The sequence below is a fragment of the Pacificibacter sp. AS14 genome (assembly GCF_038899935.1).
Taxonomy (GTDB): Bacteria; Pseudomonadota; Alphaproteobacteria; order Rhodobacterales; family Rhodobacteraceae; genus Celeribacter.
Genome location: NZ_JBBMQI010000007.1, coordinates 111,855 through 135,340, shown reverse-complemented (window position 1 = coordinate 135,340; position 23,486 = coordinate 111,855). Strand labels below are relative to the sequence as shown.

The 23,486-nt window shown below is 53.6% G+C and carries 19 protein-coding genes and 1 pseudogene; 13 read left to right on the top strand and 7 right to left on the bottom strand.

Annotated features, from left to right (window positions below; translation table 11 throughout):
* Nucleotides 1–284 precede the first annotated feature (284 nt).
* A complete protein-coding gene (locus tag WNY38_RS09355) occupies nucleotides 285–2,561 on the bottom strand; it encodes an adenosylcobalamin-dependent ribonucleoside-diphosphate reductase (RefSeq protein WP_342857072.1) in 2,277 nt (758 codons plus the stop codon).
* A gap of 112 nt (nucleotides 2,562–2,673) precedes the next feature.
* Between WNY38_RS09355 and WNY38_RS09350 the strand changes: the two genes are divergently transcribed.
* A complete protein-coding gene (locus tag WNY38_RS09350; RefSeq protein ID WP_342857071.1) occupies nucleotides 2,674–3,093 on the top strand; it encodes a DUF1489 domain-containing protein in 420 nt (139 codons plus the stop codon).
* Nucleotides 3,094–3,119: 26 nt separating this feature from the next.
* On the opposite strand, the gene hisG is transcribed toward WNY38_RS09350, so the two are convergent.
* Genes hisG through hisS form a run of 3 tightly spaced genes read right to left on the bottom strand, consistent with a single transcriptional unit; the run spans nucleotide 3,120 to nucleotide 6,414 of the window.
* The gene (hisG, locus tag WNY38_RS09345; RefSeq protein ID WP_342857070.1) at nucleotides 3,120–3,818 is read right to left on the bottom strand and encodes an ATP phosphoribosyltransferase; all 699 of its coding nucleotides are present in this window, start codon (nucleotides 3,816–3,818) and stop codon (nucleotides 3,120–3,122) included.
* Nucleotides 3,815–4,900, bottom strand: a complete 1,086-nt coding sequence (locus WNY38_RS09340) for an ATP phosphoribosyltransferase regulatory subunit (protein WP_342857069.1) — start codon at nucleotides 4,898–4,900, stop codon at nucleotides 3,815–3,817. Before WNY38_RS09340 ends, hisG begins: the two co-directional genes overlap by 4 nt.
* 14 nt (nucleotides 4,901–4,914) lie before the next feature.
* Nucleotides 4,915–6,414, bottom strand: coding sequence for a histidine--tRNA ligase (gene hisS, locus WNY38_RS09335; RefSeq protein WP_342857068.1), 1,500 nt, complete (start codon nucleotides 6,412–6,414; stop codon nucleotides 4,915–4,917).
* On the opposite strand from hisS, the gene WNY38_RS09330 reads away from it, so the two are divergent.
* Both WNY38_RS09330 and WNY38_RS09325 read left to right on the top strand, forming a co-directional pair.
* A complete protein-coding gene (locus WNY38_RS09330) occupies nucleotides 6,413–6,553 on the top strand; it encodes a hypothetical protein (RefSeq protein ID WP_342857067.1) in 141 nt (46 codons plus the stop codon). The genes hisS and WNY38_RS09330 overlap by 2 nt on opposite strands.
* 85 nt (nucleotides 6,554–6,638) lie before the next feature.
* Nucleotides 6,639–6,833 carry a SlyX family protein gene (locus WNY38_RS09325; RefSeq protein WP_342857100.1) on the top strand — a complete coding sequence of 65 codons (195 nt, stop codon included), beginning with the start codon at nucleotides 6,639–6,641 and terminating at the stop codon, nucleotides 6,831–6,833.
* Between the two features lie 21 nt (nucleotides 6,834–6,854).
* On the opposite strand, the gene WNY38_RS09320 is transcribed toward WNY38_RS09325, so the two are convergent.
* Together WNY38_RS09320 and dnaE are read right to left on the bottom strand one after the other, a co-directional pair.
* The gene (locus WNY38_RS09320; RefSeq protein WP_342857066.1) at nucleotides 6,855–7,706 is read right to left on the bottom strand and encodes a hypothetical protein; all 852 of its coding nucleotides are present in this window, start codon (nucleotides 7,704–7,706) and stop codon (nucleotides 6,855–6,857) included.
* On the bottom strand, nucleotides 7,706–11,227 hold the full coding sequence (gene dnaE, locus WNY38_RS09315; RefSeq protein WP_342857065.1) for a DNA polymerase III subunit alpha: 3,522 nt from the start codon (nucleotides 11,225–11,227) through the stop codon (nucleotides 7,706–7,708). The genes WNY38_RS09320 and dnaE overlap by 1 nt, the downstream gene beginning before the upstream one ends.
* A gap of 232 nt (nucleotides 11,228–11,459) precedes the next feature.
* Between dnaE and WNY38_RS09310 the strand changes: the two genes are divergently transcribed.
* The 8 genes and pseudogenes from WNY38_RS09310 (at nucleotide 11,460) to WNY38_RS09275 (ending at nucleotide 21,236) form a co-directional block, all read left to right on the top strand.
* On the top strand, nucleotides 11,460–12,824 hold the full coding sequence (locus WNY38_RS09310; protein WP_342857064.1) for an FAD binding domain-containing protein: 1,365 nt from the start codon (nucleotides 11,460–11,462) through the stop codon (nucleotides 12,822–12,824).
* On the top strand, nucleotides 12,821–15,109 hold the full coding sequence (gene xdhB, locus WNY38_RS09305; protein ID WP_342857063.1) for a xanthine dehydrogenase molybdopterin binding subunit: 2,289 nt from the start codon (nucleotides 12,821–12,823) through the stop codon (nucleotides 15,107–15,109). Before WNY38_RS09310 ends, xdhB begins: the two co-directional genes overlap by 4 nt.
* Nucleotides 15,106–16,035, top strand: a complete 930-nt coding sequence (gene xdhC, locus WNY38_RS09300; RefSeq protein WP_342857062.1) for a xanthine dehydrogenase accessory protein XdhC — start codon at nucleotides 15,106–15,108, stop codon at nucleotides 16,033–16,035. The genes xdhB and xdhC overlap by 4 nt, the downstream gene beginning before the upstream one ends.
* Nucleotides 16,036–17,568, top strand: a complete 1,533-nt coding sequence (locus WNY38_RS09295; RefSeq protein ID WP_342857061.1) for an ABC transporter ATP-binding protein — start codon at nucleotides 16,036–16,038, stop codon at nucleotides 17,566–17,568. It abuts the gene before it with no gap.
* Nucleotides 17,565–18,653 (top strand): ABC transporter permease, encoded by a 1,089-nt coding sequence (locus tag WNY38_RS09290; protein WP_342857060.1) that lies wholly within the window; start codon nucleotides 17,565–17,567, stop codon nucleotides 18,651–18,653. The genes WNY38_RS09295 and WNY38_RS09290 overlap by 4 nt, the downstream gene beginning before the upstream one ends.
* The gene (locus WNY38_RS09285) at nucleotides 18,650–18,982 is read left to right on the top strand and encodes a DUF2834 domain-containing protein (protein ID WP_342857059.1); all 333 of its coding nucleotides are present in this window, start codon (nucleotides 18,650–18,652) and stop codon (nucleotides 18,980–18,982) included. Before WNY38_RS09290 ends, WNY38_RS09285 begins: the two co-directional genes overlap by 4 nt.
* A pseudogene (locus WNY38_RS09280) lies at nucleotides 18,982–19,833 on the top strand (ABC transporter permease); the annotation flags it as partial. The gene WNY38_RS09285 and the pseudogene WNY38_RS09280, both read left to right, overlap by 1 nt.
* A gap of 335 nt (nucleotides 19,834–20,168) precedes the next feature.
* A complete protein-coding gene (locus WNY38_RS09275) occupies nucleotides 20,169–21,236 on the top strand; it encodes a BMP family ABC transporter substrate-binding protein (RefSeq protein ID WP_342857058.1) in 1,068 nt (355 codons plus the stop codon).
* A gap of 88 nt (nucleotides 21,237–21,324) precedes the next feature.
* On the opposite strand, the gene WNY38_RS09270 is transcribed toward WNY38_RS09275, so the two are convergent.
* Nucleotides 21,325–21,507: a hypothetical protein gene (locus WNY38_RS09270; protein ID WP_342857057.1), complete on the bottom strand. Its 183-nt coding sequence runs from the start codon at nucleotides 21,505–21,507 to the stop codon at nucleotides 21,325–21,327.
* A 208-nt stretch (nucleotides 21,508–21,715) separates the two neighbouring features.
* Here WNY38_RS09270 and panC point away from each other — a divergent pair, with 208 nt between their 5' ends.
* Nucleotides 21,716–22,564 (top strand): pantoate--beta-alanine ligase, encoded by an 849-nt coding sequence (gene panC / locus WNY38_RS09265; protein ID WP_342857056.1) that lies wholly within the window; start codon nucleotides 21,716–21,718, stop codon nucleotides 22,562–22,564.
* Between the two features lie 46 nt (nucleotides 22,565–22,610).
* On the top strand, nucleotides 22,611–23,432 hold the full coding sequence (gene panB / locus WNY38_RS09260; protein WP_342857055.1) for a 3-methyl-2-oxobutanoate hydroxymethyltransferase: 822 nt from the start codon (nucleotides 22,611–22,613) through the stop codon (nucleotides 23,430–23,432).
* Nucleotides 23,433–23,486: the final 54 nt, after the last annotated feature.

Sequence of the window (23,486 nt, the reverse complement as noted above, 5' to 3'; positions counted from 1 at the left end):
CTGGCAGCGCAGCGCTGTCATGTTTCAACAAGAGGATCCGGATCCTTTAGAACGTAATAAGAACATTTTTGCGGGTGCGTCAATGCTGGCGCGGCCCCTTGGACAGCCGTCCCTAGTTCAGAAAGAGCGCACCGTTCATTACACCATAAGTCATTGATATAAAGCAAAACCACCATCAACTAAGGTTGATGGTGGTCATTTGAACTGTGTTGGAATGGCCAAATTTCGTGGAAAATGGTCATTTATTGGTGGGTCTCACATTCCCACACGCCAGACACGATAGATCAACCGCATTTAGAATGGCCGCATGATGAGCAGGTCATACAGCCTTCGACCATGCGCAATGTGTATTGGCCACAGGATGAACAGGCTTTGCCTTTGGACTTGCCTTGGTTTGCATCCATCGCCACGACTTCGGCGTGCGGATCGGCTTTAAGCCCCATGCCTTCGCCTGCGATAAAGCCGGTTTCAATCAGATGCGTTTCAATAACGCCGCCGATGGCTGCCAAAATCGATGGGATATATTTGCCTTGGATCCAAGCACCACCGCGAGGGTCGAAGACCGCTTTGAGTTCTTCCACGACGAAAGACACATCACCACCACGACGGAACACCGCAGAAATCATCCGTGTCAAAGCCACAGTCCACGCGAAGTGTTCCATGTTTTTGGAGTTGATGAAAATCTCAAATGGGCGACGATGGCCACCGTGAATGGTGTCATTTATTGTCACGTAAATCGCGTGCTCTGAGTCAGGCCATTTCAGTTTATAGGTGTTGCCCTCAAGCTGTTGTGGGCGCTCAAGTGGCTCTGCCAAATACACAACTTCTGCGCCAGTCTCGACTTCGGGTGTTTTATCGGATGTCTCAGACACAGACAGAACAGACCCCGTCACATCATTCGGGCGGTAGGTCGTGCAACCTTTACAGCCTTGATCCCAAGCGGCCATGTAGACCTCTTTGAAATCATCAAATGAGATGTCTTCAGGGCAGTTGATGGTTTTGGAAATCGAGCTATCGACCCATTTTTGCGCAGCCGCCTGCATACGCACGTGATCGAGCGGTGCAAGCGTTTGCGCGTTGACGAAATGCTCGGGCAGTTCGGCGTCGGCGCCGAACTTATCGCGGTACATTTTAACTGCGTAATCAACGACTTCTTCTTCTGTGCGTGATCCGTCTTTTTGCAAAACTTTGCGGGTATAGGCGTAGGCAAACACAGGCTCGATGCCGGATGACACATTGCCCGCGTACAAAGAAATCGTGCCTGTCGGCGCAATAGATGTGAGCAAAGCGTTGCGAATACCATGTTCTGCGATCGCGTCTTTGACGTCTTGATCCATATCCTTCAGCGACCCAGACGCGAGGTATTTGTCTTTGTCAAACAGCGGGAAAGCACCCTTTTCTTTCGCCAAAAGCGCAGAGCCCATGTAAGAAGCACGTGCGATCATCTTGAGCCATTTTTCACAAGTTGCAGCCGCCTCGGCGGAACCATAACGTTGACCAACCATCAGCAAAGCATCCGCCAAACCGGTCACCCCAAGACCGATACGACGCTTGGCTTGGGCTTCTTGACGCTGGGCCTCAAGTGGGAAACGGGACGCATCAACAACGTTATCCATCATCCGCACTGCTGTGCCTACAAGATCATACAAAGCGTCCTCGTCCATCGCCGCACCCGCTTCAAACGGGTCTTTGACCAAAGTCGCCAAATTGATCGAGCCCAGCAAACAAGCACCATAAGGTGGCAAAGGTTGCTCGCCACATGGGTTGGTCGCCGCAATGGTTTCAACATAGTTCAAGTTATTGAGTTTGTTGATACGATCGATGAAAATCACACCAGGCTCGGCGTATTCATAAGTGCCCTTCATGATCTTATTCCAAAGATCTTGCGCATCTACAGTGTGATAAATTGTGCCATCGAATTTCAAATCCCATGAGCCATTGGCTTTCACAGCTTCCATGAAATCATCGGTGATCAAAACGGACAGGTTGAACATGCGCAAACGCGCGGAATCTTGTTTGGCTTCAATGAATTGCAGCACATCGGGGTGATCACAACGCATGGTCGCCATCATCGCGCCGCGGCGCGAACCTGCAGACATAATGGTGCGACACATCGCATCCCAGACATCCATGAATGACAATGGCCCAGAGGCGTCCGCCGCCACGCCGGATACGCCAGCGCCCTTGGGGCGAATGGTCGAGAAATCGTAACCGATGCCGCCGCCCTGCTGCATGGTCAGCGCCGCTTCTTTGAGCATATCAAAGATACCGCCCATGGAATCTGGCACGGTGCCCATAACGAAACAGTTGAACAAAGTCACAGCGCGTCCAGTGCCTGCGCCGGCCAAAATGCGGCCCGCTGGCAGGTACTTAAACCCTTCCAAAGCATCGTAGAATTTCGTTTCCCAAGCTTCAGAATCTTGCTCGACGGCGGCCAAAGCCCGCGCAACGCGACGCCAGCTGTCTTCGACGCTTTGATCAACGACCGTACCATCTGCGTCTTTCAGACGGTATTTCATGTCCCAGATTTGTTCAGCGATAGGGGCAGTAAAGCGCGTCATATGGTTGGTCCGTTCGTGTATGAGTCGTTGTTAGAAGGCCTGTGATTTAACCTAGCACCATGATAAGGTCGAGGCGAAAAAAAAGAAAAAACACCACACCTAGGGGTTCACTTTGTCAGAATACATACATCTTGTGAAGCTTTGCGTGGGCGTTGATTCTTTTGATGATCTTGATAGGCACATTTCAGCCACATCCGGCGATGCCACTGGGCACGTCACGCGCATGCGGCCCAAACAAGAAACACAGTTGTTAAATGGTGGCTCGCTGTATTGGGTGATCAAAGGCGTCATTCAAGCCCGGCAAGAGGTTTTGGCCCTTGATGAATACAATGGCGGCGACGGCATCAAACGGTGTCGTATCGTTTTGGCCAAACCGCTGATCCGCACCCAAAACGCCCCCCGTCGCGCATTCCAAGGCTGGCGCTATCTCAAACCCGAGGACGCGCCTGCCGATATGCCCAAGGGGCGCGAACACGAAGACGAGCTGCCGGCAGAATTGGCACAAACCTTGGCGGACCTCGGTCTGTTTTAAGCCAATCTGTCAGCCCCAAAATTTGGTCAGTCACCCAATTCCAGTTTTTGCTTCAATTCAAACATGGTCGCGCGATCCGCGTCAGACCACGGCGCCGTGCGGCTTTTGAACAAAGTGGCTTGGGATTTGTGCACAGGTTCACAAGACAGAATTTTAAGATGGTTTGCCCGCAAGGTTTCCCCTGTGGATGTGATGTCAGCCACCGCTTCGGCGGTCAGGTTTTTCACTGTGCCCTCAGTGGCCCCTTGGGAATCCACCAGCTGATAATCGGCAACGCCATTGGCTTTCAAAAACTCATGCACAAGGTGATGATACTTGGTCGCTATACGCAGACGAAATCCATGGCGTGCGCGAAACGCGGAGGCAGCCGCATCCAGATCATCCAAGGTATCGACATCAACCCAAGCTTTTGGCACAGCGATGATCAAATCCGCGTGGCCAAACCCCATCACAGTCATTTCGCCAATTTTGGTGTCCCAACCGACAAGTTTGTCACGCACCAAATCCGACCCTGTTACACCCAAATGGATGCGCCCAGCGGCCAATTCGCGGGGGATTTCTGAAGCCGAGAGCAACACAAGTTCAACCCCATCGATACCTTCGACAGCACCAGAATATTCGCGTTCCGCACCGGTTTGTTTGAGCGTAATTCCACGTGCAGCGAACCAATCAAAGGTTTTATCCATCAAGCGGCCTTTGGACGGGATACCAAGTTTAATGGTCATAACGCGCCCTCCTGAACAGCTAAAATCATTGCAGGGCGCATCACACCGCCCACAGCCGGAATGGACCGTCCATGCCCCAAAACAGACGTCAAAGCATCATAGCGCCCGCCAGTCGCAACAGGCGGCAGATCGGCACGGCCTTCTGCATAGAACCCAAAGACGAATCCATCGTAATATTCCATAGATGTGCGGCCATAAGCGGTCTCAAACTCTAGGTTTTCAACATCAACGCCACGCGCATCCAGCGCATCGACGCGGGCACGCAATTGGTTCACGGCGGGCAAAATAGCATCCATATCCACAGCAATGTCACGCAGTGCGGATAAAACATTGGGGAGCGTTTCTTTGAGAGACAAAATATCGTTGAGCAGTTCAATTTCGCTCGATGAAATCGAAGGCTCCGCGGCATCAGTCGACAGCGCCATGACCCGGTCCAAAATCTCAGTTTCGGTCCGCAAGCCAATCGCAGGTGCGCTGTTGGTGGCCATATTGGCGCGCACGCGGGCAAAATTTTCTTCGCGAAACTCTTCACCTTTTTCCGAATACCGGTTCATCAACGCGCGAAAACGACGGGGGCGCCAAAGATGACGCAACAAAGCATTACGGCGCGTTTCAGTGGTTTTGAGGCCATGCACAGCCGCCATCAAAATACCAATATCACCAGTTGCAGCGCGCAAGCCAAGCGGTGACAAAACATCCGAAAAGGCCGCGAACACTTCGGCATCCGCAGCCGCAGGGTTGTTGCCGTCAAACACTTCATACCCGACTTGAATATATTCAGCAGCACGGTCCAAGAGATCATCTTGCTTACGAAACACTTCGCCCGCATAAGTGTAGCGCGCAGGATCAGCGCCGCTGTCCATATGTGTTTGTACCACAGGTACCGTAAAATCGGGGCGCAGCATCATTTCGCCGCGCGTCGGATCATTGGTGACATAGGCGCGGTGACGAATGTCTTCGCCGTAAAGATCCAGCAGAACCTCAGCAGGCAACAAGATATCCGTTTCAACATTCACAGCGCCCATGCCTTCAAAATAGGCCTTAAGGCGCGCGGCTTCTGCCCGAACACGGGACTTTGGCATAGATTTCAAAGGCATTAGGAATACATCTCGATGATTTCACGGACCTTGGCGATCATGTCGTCGCGCGGCACTTCATATTGCGAAGGGCGTTCTTTCCACTCTTCAAGCGTGGCATTTTCCGCCAGTTTTGCACCCAAGATCAGGTCTTTGATTTGGATGACTCCGCGCTCTTGCTCGTCGCCACCTTGGATGATCGCCACAGGGCTCATCCGTTTGTCCGCGTATTTCAATTGGTTGCCAAAGTTTTTGGGATTGCCCAAGTAAACTTCGGCGCGAATACCCGCATCGCGCAGCTCAGACACCATCTGCATGTAATCGCCCATACGCGCTTTATCCATCACGGTGACCACAACAGGCCCCGCAGGCGCGTCATTCATACGACCTTTTGCACGCAAAGCGGCCAAAAGGCGATCCACGCCGATTGAGACGCCTGTGGCAGGCACTTCTTGGCCGGTGAAGCGCTTGACGAGATCATCATAACGACCGCCACCTGCGACAGAGCCAAAATCGCGCACGCGGCCTTTTTCGTCTTCGATCTGGAACGTCAGTTCCGCCTCGTAGACAGGACCAGTGTAGTAGCCAAGGCCACGCACAACAGACGGGTCGATCACGATGCGATCTGCGCCATAGCCCTGCCCCGCAAGAAGGTCTGCGATCTGACGCAATTCATCAACGCCAGTCACACCGGTTTGCGAGCCCTCAACCAAGGCTTCAAGCCGCGCGATGGTGCCCGCGTTGTCGTCTTGGCGACCGTTCACAAAGCCCAAGATCAATTCGACCTGCGCGCGCTCTAAACCAGCTCCTTCGGTGAAATCGCCGCTGTCATCTTTGCGACCATCAGTGAGCAACGCCATAACGCCTGTGTCGCCAAACTTGTCATGTTTGTCGATTGTGCGCAAAACGATGCCGCGCACAGAAGCGAATTCATCGGTATCAGGCAGGCCAGCGGCCTCTAGCACACCATCCAGAACTTTGCGGTTGTTCACGCGGATGATGTAGTCCCCACGGGGAATGCCGACCTTTTCCAACGTATCCGCAAGCATTGAACAGATCTCTGCATCGGCAGCCACGCTTGGCGCGCCAACAGTGTCCGCATCACATTGGTAGAACTGGCGGAACCGACCGGGACCTGGTTTCTCGTTGCGCCACACAGGGCCCATTGCGAAACGACGGTAAGGCGATGGCAAATCATTGCGGTATTGCGCCGCAACACGTGCCAAAGGCGCTGTCATGTCATAGCGAAGCGCCATCCAGTCACCGGGTTTTTCTAGGTCCGCATCTTCTTGCCACGCGAACACGCCCTCGTTGGGGCGGTCTACGTCTGGCAAAAATTTACCCAAGGCCTCAACTGTTTCAACAGCCGAGGTTTCCAACGCCTCAAACCCGTACAAATGATACACTTCAGCGATCTGATCGAGCATCGCTTTACGCTCGCTCACTTCAACGCCAAAGTAATCACGAAAGCCCTTTGGCGTGATGGCCTTGGGACGTGGGGTCTTTTTGGGCTTTGCCATGGGGCAGCTCCTGAGGTCTCACGGTGCAGCGTTGCGTGCTGCACTTGTGGTTGCACTTGCGCGCGGCATAGCCCAAGGGGGGGATCAGAGCAAGCAATTGGCGCGGATTGGGGGTGAAATCGCCGATGATTTCATCTAAGTTACATATTGTTTAAACCTAAGATACTCAAAGGACGACGCATATGACCGAGCACTCAAGCGACACAGACGCATCCGAGATTCGCATGATGGCGCTGGAAGAACAGGTCGCGCATTTGGCCAAAACGGTTGAGGAATTGTCAGATGTCATTGCGCGCCAAGAACAGGTGATCGAGGTGTCTACCCGTCGTTTGGCCATGTTGATGCAACGCGAAGCAGGGCGCGAAGCCGATGGCGGCGGCACAGTGGCCTTAGCAGATCAACGCCCACCGCACTGGTAAGCACATTGAATGCATCAGGCGCTACCGCAGTTCTTGAGTTTCCAATTTTCCGTTATGCAGTAAAAGCTCTAACCAGCCAGTGGCATCGCCGAATTGCTTGTAGACCGAGACAAACGCCATATGTTTTTCGAGTTTACCGACCTTGCCAGTGGGGCATGGTTTTTTACGCCCGACGCTGCAGACCCTTGATTTGATGGTCTCATAGTTGTTGTCAGCTTTTGACCAAGACACTTTTGCACGCGCTTTCGAATACCGCTGAAACTCGTGCAAGCTGGGGGAACCAAACAAAATCAGCGCCGCGGTCACTTGGCGCGCACAGCCATCTTTGAAACCCGTGATAAACTGCGTGCGCGGCGCGATGCTGGACGGATCGGTGTCGTAAATTTGCCAAGCGGCCGCCCCAGAGCTGGGGAACTTGTCCACGCGTTCGCCCATATCTTTCGGACGCGCCTCGCAAGAAATACCAACAGTTCCAAAGGGCAAAACCGTGCCCAACGCGACTGTTGAGCGCGATTTTTTAGGGGCTTTTTTATTGGCCTTTGGCGCGTTTGCTGCGATCGTGATCACATTAGATTTCGTGTCTTTATCCGCGACCGACGCCCCATCCACAACCTCGATGTCCGTCCCCGCCAGAACCGCATCTACAGGTAGATTTTTAGGATTCACCCCTCCCAAAAGGTTTTTCTTTTCAGATGCAGCCTCAACTTGGGCGGCCAGAGCGGCTTGCTCAAAAGCGGCAGCCAAGTCGGTCTTGTTAGAGGGATCGCCAGTTACAACGGGAGCTGTATTTTCTACGCTGTTCTGCACGGCAGGTAGACCCATTTGACAGGCTGGCAGCAGCGCCAAGACAGCGATGAATCCCAATGTGCGCATCAATAGTCCTCCACCATGACAACCCCGTCCAGCGACTTAATCGCACCTTTGATTTCAGGGGTTATATGGAATGGTTGGTCGACGTCAATATCCACCTCTCCAGGCAGACCATCAGCCATAAGGCAAAAACTGATCATGCCCTTGGGACGGGTTTTGGCCTCAGCGGTCACGCGGATCAAAAGATCATTCACCGTGCTGACCGCATTCACTTCGTCGCAGAAAATCTTAAGCCCAGCCGCGCCCGCATCGGCCACCACGGTTTCCATCACCGCAACAGAGCGAATCGTTGGATCAAATTGACCGTCGTTGAACTTGGCTTCCAATGTGGCCACGACCTTGTCAGTTTGCTCGAACACGGCGCGTGCGGCCATCAAATCCTCGACCTTGCGCGCAAACATGGCGATGCCAGAAATTTGTCCTGTGCTGTCGGAAATATTCATTCTGAAATAGCGATTGCCCTTGGACGATTTCATTTCGCGAAAGCCCGATACCATGACGCCGACTTGCACAACAGCCGTGCCATCGCGTTCGGCTTGGGCTTCGGCTTGGGCGATGGTTTTGACCTTTTTGCGCTTTAATGCTGCGGCATAATCATCCAGCGGGTGACCCGACAAAAAGAATCCGATGGCTTTTTGTTCTTCCATCAGACGCTCGGACGACACCCAATCATTGACAGGCGACAAGCGTGGTTCAGGCAGATCATCGCCAGCCTCCCCAAACAAAGACACCTGATTTGAGGCCTTTTGCTCGTGGATCGCCGCGGAATACTGCACCAATCCATCAAGACTGTCGAAAACACGGCGACGGTTGCTGTCGAGCTGATCAAAGGCCCCCGCGCGCGCCAACATTTCCAGCGGGCGTTTACCAACGCGTTTGATATCGACGCGGCGGGCGAAATCGAACAGGGTGACAAACTCTTTGCCGCCTTTCACACGCGCATCGACGATCATCTGCATCGCATCGCCGCCAACGTTTTTCAAAGCGCCCAGCGCGTAGACTAGCTTTTGATCGACCACATCGAACGTCGCCAAAGAGCGGTTGATACACGGCGGAATGATCTCAATATTCAAGCCGCGCTTCACCTCTTCGGCGAAAACAGACAGCTTGTCAGTCAGATGGATATCGCAGTTCATCACACCGGCCATGAACTCCACAGGGTGGTTCGCTTTCAGCCACCCCGTTTGATAGGACACCACCGCATAGGCCGCCGCGTGGGATTTGTTGAAACCGTAGTTGGCGAATTTTTCCAACAGATCGAAAACCTCAGAGGCTTTCTTGGCAGGTACACCATTTTTGGCGGCACCGGCCTCAAACTTAGGCCGCTCTGCGTCCATCGCCTCTTTGATCTTTTTCCCCATGGCGCGACGCAGCAAGTCCGCACCGCCAAGGGAATAGCCTGCCATGACCTGTGCGATCTGCATCACCTGTTCTTGGTAGACGATGATGCCTTGGGTTTCTGCCAAAATATGGTCAATCGACGGATGGACTGACTCGAGTGCCTTGGTGCCGTTTTTCACTTCGCAGTACGTTGGAATGTTTTCCATCGGACCGGGCCGGTACAGCGCCACAAGCGCCACGACGTCTTCGATACAGGTGGGTTTCATTTGGCGCAGCGCGGACATCATGCCCGAGCTTTCCACCTGAAACACAGCCACGGTTTTGGCGTCTGCATAAAGCTTATAGGTTTTCTCATCGTCCAGCGGAATGAGGTTGATTTGGTTTTCACCGCCCGGCGCAGGCTCGTACAGCGTGTTGCCAGCCGCATCAACATGCAGCGGGCGTCCGTTTTTAAAAATCAGGTTCATCGCGGATTGAATGACTGTCAGGGTTTTCAGACCCAAAAAGTCAAACTTCACCAGACCCGCTTGCTCGACCCATTTCATGTTGAACTGGGTGGCAGGCATATCAGAGCGCGGATCTTGGTACAGCGGCACCAGCATATCGATGGGCCGATCCCCGATCACAACACCCGCCGCATGGGTTGAGGCGTTGCGCAGCAGGCCTTCGACCTGTTGGCCATAGGTGAGCAAGCGGTCCACGACCTCTTCGTTTTTTGCCTCTTCGCGCAAGCGTGGCTCGTCTTTAAGTGCCTGTTCGATCGACACAGGTTTGACGCCCTCAACGGGGATCAATTTAGACAGGCGATCCACTTGGCCATAAGGCATCTGCAACACACGGCCAATATCGCGCACAGCCGCTTTGGACAAAAGCGCACCGAATGTGATGATCTGGCCCACTTTGTCGCGACCGTATTTTTCTTGCACATAACGGATCACTTCCTCGCGGCGATCCATGCAAAAGTCGATATCGAAATCGGGCATGGACACACGTTCAGGGTTCAAGAACCGCTCGAACAGCAAGGAATAGCGCAGCGGATCAAGGTCTGTGACAAGCAGCGCATAAGCCACAAGTGACCCCGCACCAGAGCCACGGCCTGGTCCAACAGGAATGCCCTGATCTTTCGCCCATTTGATAAAGTCGGCAACGATCAAGAAATAGCCCGGAAAGCCCATGCCTTCGATGATTTTCAATTCGAAATCTAAGCGGGCCTCATATTCGGAGACTTCAACCGCATGTGGGATAATCGCCAAACGTTGTCGCAGGCCTTCTTCAGCCTGACGGCGCAATTCAGCGACCTCGTCATCGGCAAATTTAGGCAAAATCGGATCGCGTTTGTAGGTTTTAAACGCACAGCGTTTGGCAATCTCGACCGTATTTTCAATCGCCTCTGGCAGATCGGCAAACAAGGCGGCCATTTCAGCAGGGCTTTTGAAATAATGCTGCGGGGTCAGGCGGCGGCGCGGTTCTGATTGATCCACATAAGCGCCAGCACCGATACAGATCAGCGCATCATGGGCCTCAAACATTTCGGTTTTCGGGAAATACACATCGTTGGTCGCCACAAGCGGAATGTCCATCGCATAAGCTGTTTCCACGAACCATTGTTCTGTCGCCATCTCGCCCAGCGTATATTGACCATTTTCACCGGGATGGCGTTGCAATTCCATGTATAAGCGATCGCCAAAAATTGCGTTCAACCGATCGATCAGCGCTTTTGCCTTTGGCCTTTGGCTGGCTTGGATCAAACGGCCCAAAGGACCATCCGCCCCACCTGTCAAACAAATCAAACCACCTGAATATTGCTCAAGCTCGTCCAAAGTGACCTGCGGTATCTGACCGTTGTTATCGATATACAGGCAAGAATTGAGCTTCATCAGATGCTCATAACCCGTTTCATTTTTGGCCAGTAAAACAACCGGCGCAGGGGCGCGCAGTTGCTCACCTGGGGCAGCCACATCAAAGGCCAGATCCACCTGACAGCCCACAATGGGCTGAACGCCAGCACCAGAGGCGTATTCGGAAAATTCCAACGCACAAAACAGGTTATTGGTGTCCGTGACAGCAACAGCAGGCATGCCCATATCTGCGACCATGCCGCTGAGTTTCTTTAACCGCAATGCGCCTTCAAGAAGCGAATATTCGGTATGGGTGCGCAAATGAATAAATGTGGGTGTGCTCATTTAGGCAAGTTACATGAAGCAGACGGGCGGGGCCAAGCGCAAAATCACTCTCGTTGAATTCCGCGGGCTCTGCGGCTTTGCTTATTTTTCAACCGAATGTACAATCATTAAGCAAATTCTTTAACCGAATCCCTTGCAAAAGGGCCTAAGCGCACGTTTGCTGTAAGAAAGAAGCGTATTTTCCGCCGCATCGGATGCGCTTCAAATCAAAAGAAAGCGGCAGGTCGACCAAATGGAGATCACTTTCAACCTTAATGGCGCGCGCGTCACCACATCGCAAAACGCCACGGACACATTGCTAGATTACTTACGCGAAATCCGCAAACTAACCGGCACCAAAGAGGGCTGCAACGAGGGCGATTGTGGTGCCTGCACTGTGATCGTAGAGGACGCGTCCGGACCGACAGCACTGAATGCCTGTATTTTGCTTATGCCGCAACTGCACGGCAAATCGATCACGACGGTTGAGGGGCTTGCGCCCAAAGGCGAACTGCACCCCGTGCAACAGGCGATGATTGACGAACACGGATCACAATGCGGTTTTTGCACCCCCGGCATCGTGATGTCTTTGGCTGCGGCTCACGCCACTGGCGACACAGATATCGAAGATGCACTGGCAGGAAATCTGTGTCGCTGCACAGGATACGCTCCGATTTTACGCGCAGCCCAAAAAGCAGCACTACAAGCCCCAGTAGTGCCAAGTCCATATGTCGCAATAGATGCACCTGCCTTAGCTGAAAGGCCCGAAACCATTGACGAACTAGCTGCTGTCTATGCGATGCGGCCAAACGCGACCTTGATCGCGGGGGCAACAGACGTTGGCCTATGGGTGACCAAACAGTTGCGCAATTTAGACGAAGTGATTTTTCTAAACGGCGTAAGCGATCTCAAAGGCGTCACCGAAACGCCAGACGCTTATGAGATCGGCGCCATGACCCCAATTGCAGATCTGGGTCCGTTGTTTGAAGAGTCTTGCCCGTCATTGTCTGAGATGTTCCGACGGTTTTCATCAAAGCAAGTGCGCTCTGCCGCAACGCTTGGCGGCAACATCGCCAACGGATCCCCCATCGGGGACAGCCCGCCACCGCTGATTGCTTTAGGGGCAACTGTCACGCTGCGCCGTGGCGAAGACAGCCGCACGATGGCGCTGGAAGACTTCTTTATCGAATATGGCAAACAAGACCGCGCGGCCTCCGAGTTTGTAACCCACATCACCGTACCCAAAGCGGGTCTGAATGATTTGCGCGTTTACAAATTGTCCAAACGCTTTGATCAAGATATTTCAGCCGTCTGCGGTGCCTTTAATATCACCGTGACCGATGGCACGATTACCGCCGCCTGCATCGCTTTTGGCGGCATGGCAGGGACACCAAAGCGCGCCGCGGCGGTTGAGACTGCCCTTATTGGCAAGCCTTGGACGCTTGGGACAATAGGCGCCGCCCTGCCCGCATTTAACCAAGACTATCAGCCGATGACAGACATGCGTGCCTCTGCCGCGTACCGCCAAACAACAGCGCAAAACATGTTAAGGCGCGTTTTTGCCGAAAGCATAGGCCACAGCGTATCGGTTTTGGATGTACGGGGGGACGCGTCATGAGTGTTGGCAAGCCTCTTCCCCATGATTCCGCCCATCTGCACGTCACAGGCCAAGCGCGCTATATCGATGATATCCCTACGCCAAGCGGCACATTGCATCTGGCCTTTGGCCTGTCCGAAGTGGCTCATGGCGATATCACCTCAATGGACTTAGAGGCTGTGCGCGACGCCGAAGGTGTGGTCGCGGTATACTCGGCAGATGATTTTGATCACGTGCCTGACTGTTCTCCCACCCCGCTGGAAGACGAGCCTTTGCTGTCCACTGGTACTGTTCATTTCCTTGGACAACCTGTGTTCTTGGTCGTGGCCACATCGCACTTGGCCGCCCGCAAAGCTGCGCGTCTGGGGAAGATCACCTATGATGAGAAACCCGCGATTTTCAGCTATGAAGACGCGATGGCTGCCAATGCCCGTTTCGAAGATGGACCACGTATTTACACCAAAGGCGACCCTGCCAAAGCCATCAATGCGGCCCCTCATGTGACGCAAGGGCAAATCGATATGGGTGGGCAGGAACATTTTTATCTTGAGGGCCAAGTGGCCTTGGTCACGCCGCTTGAGGGCGGCGATATGCTGGTGAATTCTTCGACCCAGCACCCGACCGAAATTCAACACAAAGTCGCCCATGCCTTGCACATTCCGATGCATGCCGTGCGTGTTGAAACCCGCCGGATGGGCGGTGGTTTTGGAGGCAAAGAAAGCCAAGGCAATTGGCTGGCCATTTCTTGCGCGATTGCCGCACGCGACACCGGACAGCCCTGCAAAATGCGTTATGACCGCGATGACGATATGATGGTCACAGGCAAACGCCACGATTTTCGCATTTCCTATACTGTCGGCTATGATAACACCGGAAAAATCGCTGGCATCGCGTTCGTGCAAATGACGCGCTGTGGCTGGTCTATTGATCTTAGTATTCCTGTGGCCGATCGCGCGATGCTACACGCTGACAATGCTTACCTGTTTGAACACGCGCGCATTGAAAGCCACCGTTTGCGCACCAACACCCAAAGCGCTACCGCCTATCGTGGCTTTGGTGGACCGCAGGGCGTGCTTGGGGTTGAGCGTGTCATGGATCATATCGCAGCTGATTTGAACCTTGATCCTGCCGAGGTGCGCCGCGCAAATTACTACTCCGATATGGGCGATGAACCGCAGGACGGACAGACCACACCCTACGGAATGCCTGTCACCGATGGTATCATGCATGCCCTGTCCACCAAGCTTTTGACGGATGCAGACTATAAGTCACGCCGTGATGCAATCACGACTTGGAATAAAGCCAACCCTATCTTGAAAAAGGGCATCGGGATTTCCCCTATTAAATTCGGCATCTCATTCACGCTTACGCACCTCAACCAAGCTGGCGCTTTGGTGCACGTTTATCAAGACGGCTCGATCCAACTCAATCATGGTGGCACAGAAATGGGCCAAGGTCTGTTCCAAAAGATAGCACAGGTCGCAGCCAGCGAATTTGGCGTGAACATGGACGCGATTAAAATCACCGCGACAGATACCGCCAAGGTGCCCAATACTTCCGCCACCGCGGCCTCGTCTGGTGCCGATCTTAACGGCATGGCCGTGAAAGCCGCCTGCTCAACAATTCGCGAGCGCATGTCGGAGTTTCTCAAAGAGTATTACGCCGTTGATACGGTGATCTTTGGCGACGACATCGTAACAGTAGGCGATCACAGCCTGTCCTTTAGCGATGCCGCAAAGCTGGCCTATGAGAACCGGATCAGCCTGTCCTCCACTGGATTTTACAAAACACCTGACATCACTTGGGACCGGATCAAAGGTGATGGGCGCCCGTTCTATTACTTCGCCTATGGAATGGCCGTGACCGAGGTCGTGTTGGACACATTGACGGGCGAAAACCGTATTTTGCGCACCGATATTTTGCACGATGCTGGTGCCTCGCTGAACCCAATCTTGGACGTTGGCCAGATTGAAGGCGGCTATGTGCAAGGCGCGGGATGGCTCACCACTGAAGAGCTGGTTTGGGACGCATCAGGCCGTCTGCGCACCCACGCGCCCTCGACCTACAAAATTCCCACCGCCTCAGACGCGCCGGATGTGTTCAATGTCTCGCTGTGGGACGCGCCAAATCCAGAAAAGACCATCTATCGGTCCAAAGCTGTGGGCGAACCCCCCTTCAATCTTGGCATATCGGCGCTTATGGCGCTATCGGATGCGGTCAGCTTTTGTGGGCCGAATTACCCTGCCCTCAATGCGCCAGCCACGCCCGAGGAACTGTTGAATGCGATTTCGCGAGCTCGCGCATGAGCTTTGATCGACACGCATTAGAGCAGGCCATCGCCGCGCACGGCGCGGTCGTGCGCATTGTTGTGGCTGATGTAAAAGGGTCCACGCCGCGCGAAGTTGGCGCATCGATGCTGGTGTGGAAAGGCCCCAACGGGTTGGAGCAATCCGGCACGATTGGCGGCGGCACTTTGGAATTTGAAGCGATGAAAGCCGCGTTTTCATCACCGCGTCTGCGACGTATTCCACTGGGCCCAAGCTTGGGTCAGTGTTGCGGCGGTGCGGTTACGCTTTTGACCGAAGTGTTTGAGACCGCAGATGACATTCCAACCGACGTCTATGCGCGTGGACCAAATATTATGCCTATGGCCGTGCAAAAGGCGCTCAAAGGGGTACGACGCGAAGGGCTTACATCGCCGCGATTGATCCAAGATTGGATGATCGAACCCGTCAGCCCGCTCATGCGACCCATTTGGTTGTGGGGGGCGGGTCATGTGGGGCGCGCCATCGCAAATGTTTTGGCGCCTCTGCCGCAGTTTGCAGTGACTTGGATCGATACACATGCAGATCGGTTCCCCGATGTTTTGCCCGCCACAGCGACACAACTTATCGCGGCCAATCCGGCCCATTTGGTCGCCCATGCGCCCAACGATGCCGAGCATTTGGTGCTGACATATTCTCATGCGCTTGACTTAGAACTGTGCCACCAAATCTTATCACATCCCTTTGCCTTTGCCGGTCTCATTGGGTCAGACACCAAATGGGCGCGGTTTCGATCGCGCCTCACGGATTTAGGTCACACGACCGCCCAAATTGACCGCATATGCTGTCCAATTGGGCAGCCAAAGCTTGGCAAACACCCGCAAGCCATTGCGGTTGGGGTTGCAGCAAGCTTAATCTCATCAGCAGAACAGATCGAGACACTCAAAACACATTCTGGGGGCGCTTAAGTGACAGAACTTCTTAAACTGCAAGGGCTGACCAAAGCCTACCCAGGTGTGATCGCCAATGACGATGTTGGATTCTCGATTGCCAAGGGTGAAGTCCATGCGCTTCTGGGTGAAAATGGCGCGGGAAAATCCACTTTAGTCAAGATGATTTACGGCCTAACGAAACCCGACAGTGGCACGATGACACTACACGGTGACACCTATGTGCCAACATCGCCTCAAGCTGCGCGCGCCGCAGGGGTAGCGATGGTGTTTCAACATTTCTCATTGTTTGAAGCCTTGAATGTGGCGGAAAACGTCGCCCTTGGGATGGAAAGCCCGCCCAAGATGAAAGACTTAGCCAAATCGATCCGAGACGTGTCACACGCCTACGGCCTACCGCTAGACCCTGATCGCACCGTCGGCGATTTGTCCGCAGGAGAACGTCAGCGCGTCGAAATCATTCGCTGCCTGCTGCAAGACCCTAAGCTTTTGATCATGGATGAACCGACATCGGTGTTGACCCCGCAAGAGGTTGAAATCCTGTTCAAGACCCTGCGCCAATTACAATCTGAGGGCACGTCAATCTTATACATCTCGCACAAGCTCGAAGAAATTCGCAGCCTATGTGACGAAGCAACGATCCTGCGTCTGGGCAAAGTCGTCGGCACCTGTGATCCGCGCGCCACCAGTGCGCGTGAGATGGCGGAATTGATGGTCGGCGAAAGCCTGCATATTCCAACCCGCGAGGCCAAAGCCAGCGGCGCTGAACTGCTTGCGGTGAAAGACTTGAATTATGCTCCCAAGAACCCTTTTGGCACGCGGTTGAAAAACCTGTCTTTGACAGTGCACGCTGGCGAAGTTTTGGGCATCGGCGGTGTTGCAGGCAACGGCCAAGATGAACTTTTATCTGTGCTGTCTGGCGAGGCGCGTGCCCAAACAGGGACCGTGACGCTTCAAGGGCAAGAGATCAGCAAGCTTGGGCCAAATGCGCGTCGTGCCCTTGGGCTTTTGGCAGCGCCCGAAGAACGCTTGGGGCACGCAGCCGCCCCCAATATGAGCCTGATCGAGAACACGGCGCTGACGGCAATCATTCGCAAAGACTTAACAAAAAACAGCTTTATCAACTGGCACAAGACGGAAAGCTTTGCCAAAGACATTATCAAAACCTTTGATGTGCGCACCCCAAGTGCCACGGCCGCGGCGCGATCATTGTCGGGCGGCAACCTGCAAAAATTCGTCATCGGTCGCGAGGTGATGCAAGACCCCAAAGTGCTTGTGGTCAACCAACCGACATGGGGCGTGGACGCCTCGGCTGCAGCCAGTATTCGTCAAGCTTTGCTGGATTTAGCAGCGGGTGGCGCGGCGGTGATTTGTATTTCGCAAGATTTGGATGAACTTATGGAAATTTCTGACCATTTCGCAGCCCTGAACGAGGGACGGTTGAGCACCCCACGCGCAGCCAAAGGGCTGAGCATTGATGAGATTGGCCTGATGATGGGTGGCAGTGACACATCGGACGCAGCACAGACCACTGAAGGAGTGTCCGCATGATTTCATTGGTCAAACGCCCACAGCCTTCCAAAGCATGGGTGGTCGCCACACCTATTTTGGCGGTGATCGTCACGATGATTTTGGGCGGGCTTTTGTTTGCGGCCATGGGCAAAGATCCCTTTGTGGCGATCCGCACGATCTTTTGGGATCCTTTGTTTAGCCCTGATTTTGCAGCCTATTCACGCCCACAACTGTTGGTCAAAGCGGCCCCGCTGATTTTGATCGCCATCGGATTGTCCCTTGGGTTCAAGGCCGGCATCTGGAACATCGGCGCCGAAGGTCAATACATCATCGGCGCAATCACCGGCACCTCTGTGGGTCTTGCCTTTTACCCGATGGAAGCTTGGTTTATCTTTCCGTTGATGGTCATCGCAGGCGCTTTGGGCGGTTTCCTTTGGGGGTTGATCCCTGCTTTATGCAAAACAAAGTTCAATGCGCCAGAGATTTTAGTGTCGCTGATGTTGGTGTATTTTGCCGAGCAAATTATGATCGCCGTCTCTCTTGGCGTGCTGCGCAACCCAGAAGGCAACGGGTTTCCCGGCTCACGCAATTTGGCGCAATATGCGTCCTCAGCCAACCCTGAACTGATCGCAGGCACAGGCGCGCATTGGGGGGTGATGGCCGCTTTTGCCGCCGTGGTCGCCGCCTATGTTTTGCTCAGCAAACACATGCTTGGGTTTCAAATTCGCGTCACCGGTGAAAGCCCGCGCGCGGCAGGCTTTGCTGGTATCAAAGCCAATCGTTTGATCATCTTTTGCCTTGGCATTTCCGGTGCATTGGCCGGTCTTGCAGGACTGTTCGAAGTCACGGGGCCTGCGGGTCAGATCACCACGTCTTTCAACACAGGCTACGGATTTACCGCGATCATCGTTGCGTTTTTGGGACGCCTTAATCCGATTGGTATTTTGCTGGCGGGGCTGTTGCTGGCGCTGACATTTATCGGCGGCGAGTTGGCGCAGTTCATGCTGTCGCTGCCCTCTGCCTCGATACAAGTGTTCCAAGGGATGCTATTGATGACGCTTTTGGCGATGGATATTTTCGTGAATTACAAAGTCGTTTGGCGCAAAAAGGAGACCGCGCAATGATTTCATCGCGAACGTGGTTGGTACTTTGCGCAATTGGAACACTGTTGCCTTGGCTTTTTTTCAGCTCATGGATTGGAACCAACGGCTTTGATGTTTTAGGTTTTGTTCAAGCTCTGTTTTCCAATGGCGCGGCCAGCGGTTTTAGCACCGATGTCCTGCTGTCACTTTTCATGTTTTGGGCATGGCCCTTTTTTGACGCAAAAGCAAAAAACCTTAGCCTTTGGTGGGTTCTCATTCCGGCGGGGCTTACAGTTGGCCTGTCTTTGGTGATGCCTCTTTATTTTTACATGCGCACCAAAGCGTCTGAAACCATAACAGGAGCGGCATAATGGATCTTGGATCAATTTCACTGGTCGCATTTTTTGCGTCCTTAATGGTCGCCTCAACGCCTATATTATTGGCAGCATTGGGCGAAATGATCACCGAACGCGCAGGGGTTTTGAACCTCGGCGTTGAGGGCATGATGATCATCGGCGCAATCTGCGGTTTTGCCGTCTCGGTGGAAAGCGGATCGGCGGTCATGGGGTTCATTGGCGCGGCCTTGGGCGGAGCATTGTTGTCAATGCTCTTCGCACTTTTGACCCAATTTTTGTACGCAACCCAGGTGCCAAGTGGCTTGGCTTTAACGCTCGTGGGCGTGGGGCTCGCGTCCTTAATCGGACAGCCCTATGTGGGGCAAAGCCCCGCCCCCGTCGGCAAGATGCCAATCCCAGTGCTGGAACACATCCCATTTTTTGGACCAGCAATGTTTCAACATGACGCGATGGTCTATGTCTCGATCCTTCTCACCATTGCGGTTTGGGCGTTCTTGAAATTCACCCGCGGAGGTTTGATTTTACGTGCTGTGGGTGAAAACCACGATGCAGCCCATGCTTTGGGCTATAAAGTGCGTTTGGTCCGCGTGATGGCAATCGGCTTTGGCGGGGCTTTAGCAGGGCTTGGTGGGGCGTATATTTCGCTGATACGTGTGCCACAATGGACGGACGGGATTACCGCAGGCATTGGCTGGATCGCACTGGCAATCGTTGTATTCGCCTCATGGAAACCGGGTCGTATTTTGTTTGGGGCCTACCTGTTCGGCGGGCTGACAGCCTTGCAGTTGAATTTGCAAGCTGCTGACATCCCCCTGTTGCTGGTCTTGCCATATTTAGTGATGCTGTCCGGCGTGATCTATCTCGCGATTGCCGTTGCGGCAGGCTCGTGGAAAAAAACCTTAGATGTTAAACCAACTCTCAAGACTTTTGCGCAATTCATCGGCACGGGGCTTGTGCTGCTGTTGATCGGCATCGTGACCAACTACGCGTCTAGTCTTGATCTATTGCTTCTATCGTCCGCACCGTTTGTGGCAACGATAGTTGTTTTGGTTGTGATTTCTGCCCGCAGCAAAGGTGCCTCGAATGGGCCTGCGATGTTGGGCAAAATTTTTCAAGCTCATTAAGAGTTTGGGACTTAAATGAGCCGCAAGGCTCGCATTTGAAATGGGGCGTTAGTCCCCAAAAACTTGGGAGTGGACATATGTTCAAAAAAATCCTCGCGACCACAGCTTTGGCCGTTGGCCTTGCAGGCGCTGCCTTTGCTGACGACAAAACCAAAGTCGGCTTTGTTTACGTTGGCCCAATCAATGACGGCGGCTGGACACAAGGCCATGATCATGGACGCCAAGAACTTGAAAAACATTTTGGCGACAAAGTCGAAACTGTTTTTGTTGAGAACGTACCAGAAGGTCCAGACGCTGAACGTGTGATGACGCAAATGGCGCTCACTGGAACAGATATCATTTTCACCACATCTTTCGGCTTCATGGACCCGACACTCAATGTAGCGGCCAAATTTCCAAACGTAAAATTTGAGCACGCAACAGGGTATAAATCCGCTGAAAACGTGTCCACATATTCCGCGCGTTTCTATGAAGGTCGCGCGATCCAAGGGACTATTGCTGGCCGTATGACAAAGTCCAACATCGTGGGTTACATCGGTTCTGTGCCGATCCCTGAAGTTGTGCGTGGCATCAACTCTGCCTACATCCACGCCAAAAAAGTAAACCCAGACGTCGAATTCAAAGTCATTTGGATCTACGAATGGCTTAACCCAGCCAAAGAAGCTGACGCCGCCAAAGCTTTGCTTGAGCAAGGCGCAGATGTGATCTTGCAGCACACAGATTCGACAGCGCCATTGGCCGCTGCCAAAGAAGCCGGCGCCATCGGATTTGGTCAAGCCTCTGACATGTATGACTTTGCCCCAGCACCACGTGTGTCTTCCATCATCGACAACTGGGCGCCTTACTACATCGAGCGCACGCAAGCGGTCATGGATGGCACTTGGGAAAGCGTGAACACTTGGGACGGTATTTCAACTGGCATGGTTGGCATTGGTGAAATCACTGACGCTGTTCCAGCAGACGTGAAAGCCGAAGCCTTGGCTTTGAAGGACGCGATCGTCGCAGGGACTTACCACCCGTTCACTGGCCCTCTGAACAAGCAAGACGGCACGCCGTTCTTGGCTGAAGGTGAAGTGGCAGATGACGGCACACTCGCTGGCATGAACTTCTACGTTGAAGGTCTCACAGGCGAAGTTCCACAATAATTGCGCTTTGTTTGAACGTCGCATTTCGATTGGCCCACCTTTTTGGTGGGCCTTTTTTTTTTGCAATGCAGTCCAATCGCAGGTTATTTCACAAAACCATCAGCCCCGTCGTCGGCGTAAAATACAACCTTTTCAACAAACCCGCACCATCACTCAGTGCATGTTCGGGCGCATCCAGCACTTTTGGCTCGAAGTTAACGTCACCTGTACCGTCATCGATAACGATTTCAGTGCTTGGAATGCTGTCATGAATGATTTCCAGTTCAGCCAATTTTTAGTTGCCGCCTTTGGGCGCAATGATGCGGGTCGGGTCAAGCTCATCACCGTCGGATTTGCGGTTATAATTTGCGGTTATAATAAGAGCCACCGGCCTCAGAATACATCGACATTTCGCCGGACACACTGCCCCCTCGAACCTTGCCGAGGGGGCGCAAGCTCGCTACTGTCCGCGCAAGATTATGTCGCGAGGGGACAATGCAATGAAAATTTGCCGAACCAAAGCCGAGCTAAGAGAGACCGTAAAAGGCTTTCGCGCGAACACTGAAACCATCGGTCTGGTGCCCACTATGGGATATTTGCACGAGGGGCACATGACCTTGGTGCGCACAGCCAAGGCGCAGACAGCCCGTGTTATCACAACGATTTTTGTCAATCCCACCCAGTTTGGCGATCCGTCCGATTTAAACGCCTACCCCCGTGACGAGGCCCGCGACTTCGCAATGCTTGAAGCGGAAGGCGTCGACGTGGTCTTTGCACCGGCGGTTGAGGAAATGTACGACCCATCCGCACAAACCATGGTTGAAACCGAAAAGCTTGCAAACATGTTGATGGGCGCCTTGCGTCCGGATCATTACAAGGGTGTCTGCACGATTGTCGCGAAATTGTTTAACATCGCCCAAGCGGACAAGGCCTTTTTCGGTGAAAAGGATTATCAACAATTGTTGGTCATCAAAACCATGGTGCGTGATCTCGACATACCCGTAGAAGCCATCGGCGTACCCACAGTGCGCGAGATCGACGGTCTGGCCATGTCGTCGCGCAATGTGCGTCTGTCACCTGAGGATCGCCAAGCGGCGCTTATCTTGAACAAAGCTTTGGCTTACGGCGACTATGAAGTCGCTGATGGTCGCGAGGCGGCTGAATTGGAAAGCGACATTCGCGCCTTTATCGCACGCGAACCCCGCGCCACGGTGCAAAGCGTCGATGTGCGCGATGCAACAAGCCTTGAAGTGCCAACAGGTAAAGTCACAGCGCCCGTGGTGATCTTACTCGCGGCAACCTTTGGCGATGTGCTACTTATTGATCAACGGGTCTGCGACCCCAGCTAAAGTCGGCGCCCCAAACTAAACGTGCCGCACGCAAAGGAGACATATCATGTCCACCCAAACCGAAACGATCCGCCGTATGACTGCGCCGCAAATTGCCAATCGCAAAGGCGGAGAGCCCATCGTATCGCTGACATCCTATCACGCGCATACAGCGGCCATCGTTGATAAATATGCTGATTTCATTCTTGTCGGCGACAGTCTGGGCATGGTGATGCACGGAATGGACAGCACGGTTGGTGTGCCGCTTGAGTTGATGATTATGCATGGCCAAGCCGTGGTGCGTGGCACGCAACGCGCGCTGATCGTAGTGGACATGCCGTTTGGCACTTATGAGGAAAGCCCCAACATGGCCTTTCGCAATGCGGCCAAAATCATGAAAGAAACCCAGTGCCAAGCGGTGAAACTTGAAGGCGGTGCACGCATGGCCGAGACCATCAAGTTCTTGGTCGAACGTGGCATTCCAGTGATGGCGCATATCGGCCTGACACCGCAATCAAGCCACGTCATGGGCGGCTTCAAAACTCAAGGACGCGATGAAGACACTTGGCCATTGCACGTGGCCGATGCGGTTGCTGTCGCCGAAGCTGGGGCTTTCGCAGTTGTGGTCGAAGGGGTTGTTGAACCCCTCGCCGATCAGATTACAGCCGCCGTCGACATCCCCACCATCGGCATCGGCGCGTCGGCTAAATGCGATGGTCAGATCTTGGTGCTGGAAGATATGCTGGGCCTCAACCCTTGGGTCCCAAAGTTCGTCAAGAAATTCGGCAATCTGGGACCAATGATTGAACAAGCCGTCAGCGACTATGCCACCGAGGTCAAAGACCGCAGCTTCCCAAGCTCTGACAATATGTATCAGCCCAAAAAGTAAGACATATGGTGCGTGGCTGTATAGTCGGCTGCGCGCCTGTATCTGCAAAAATGC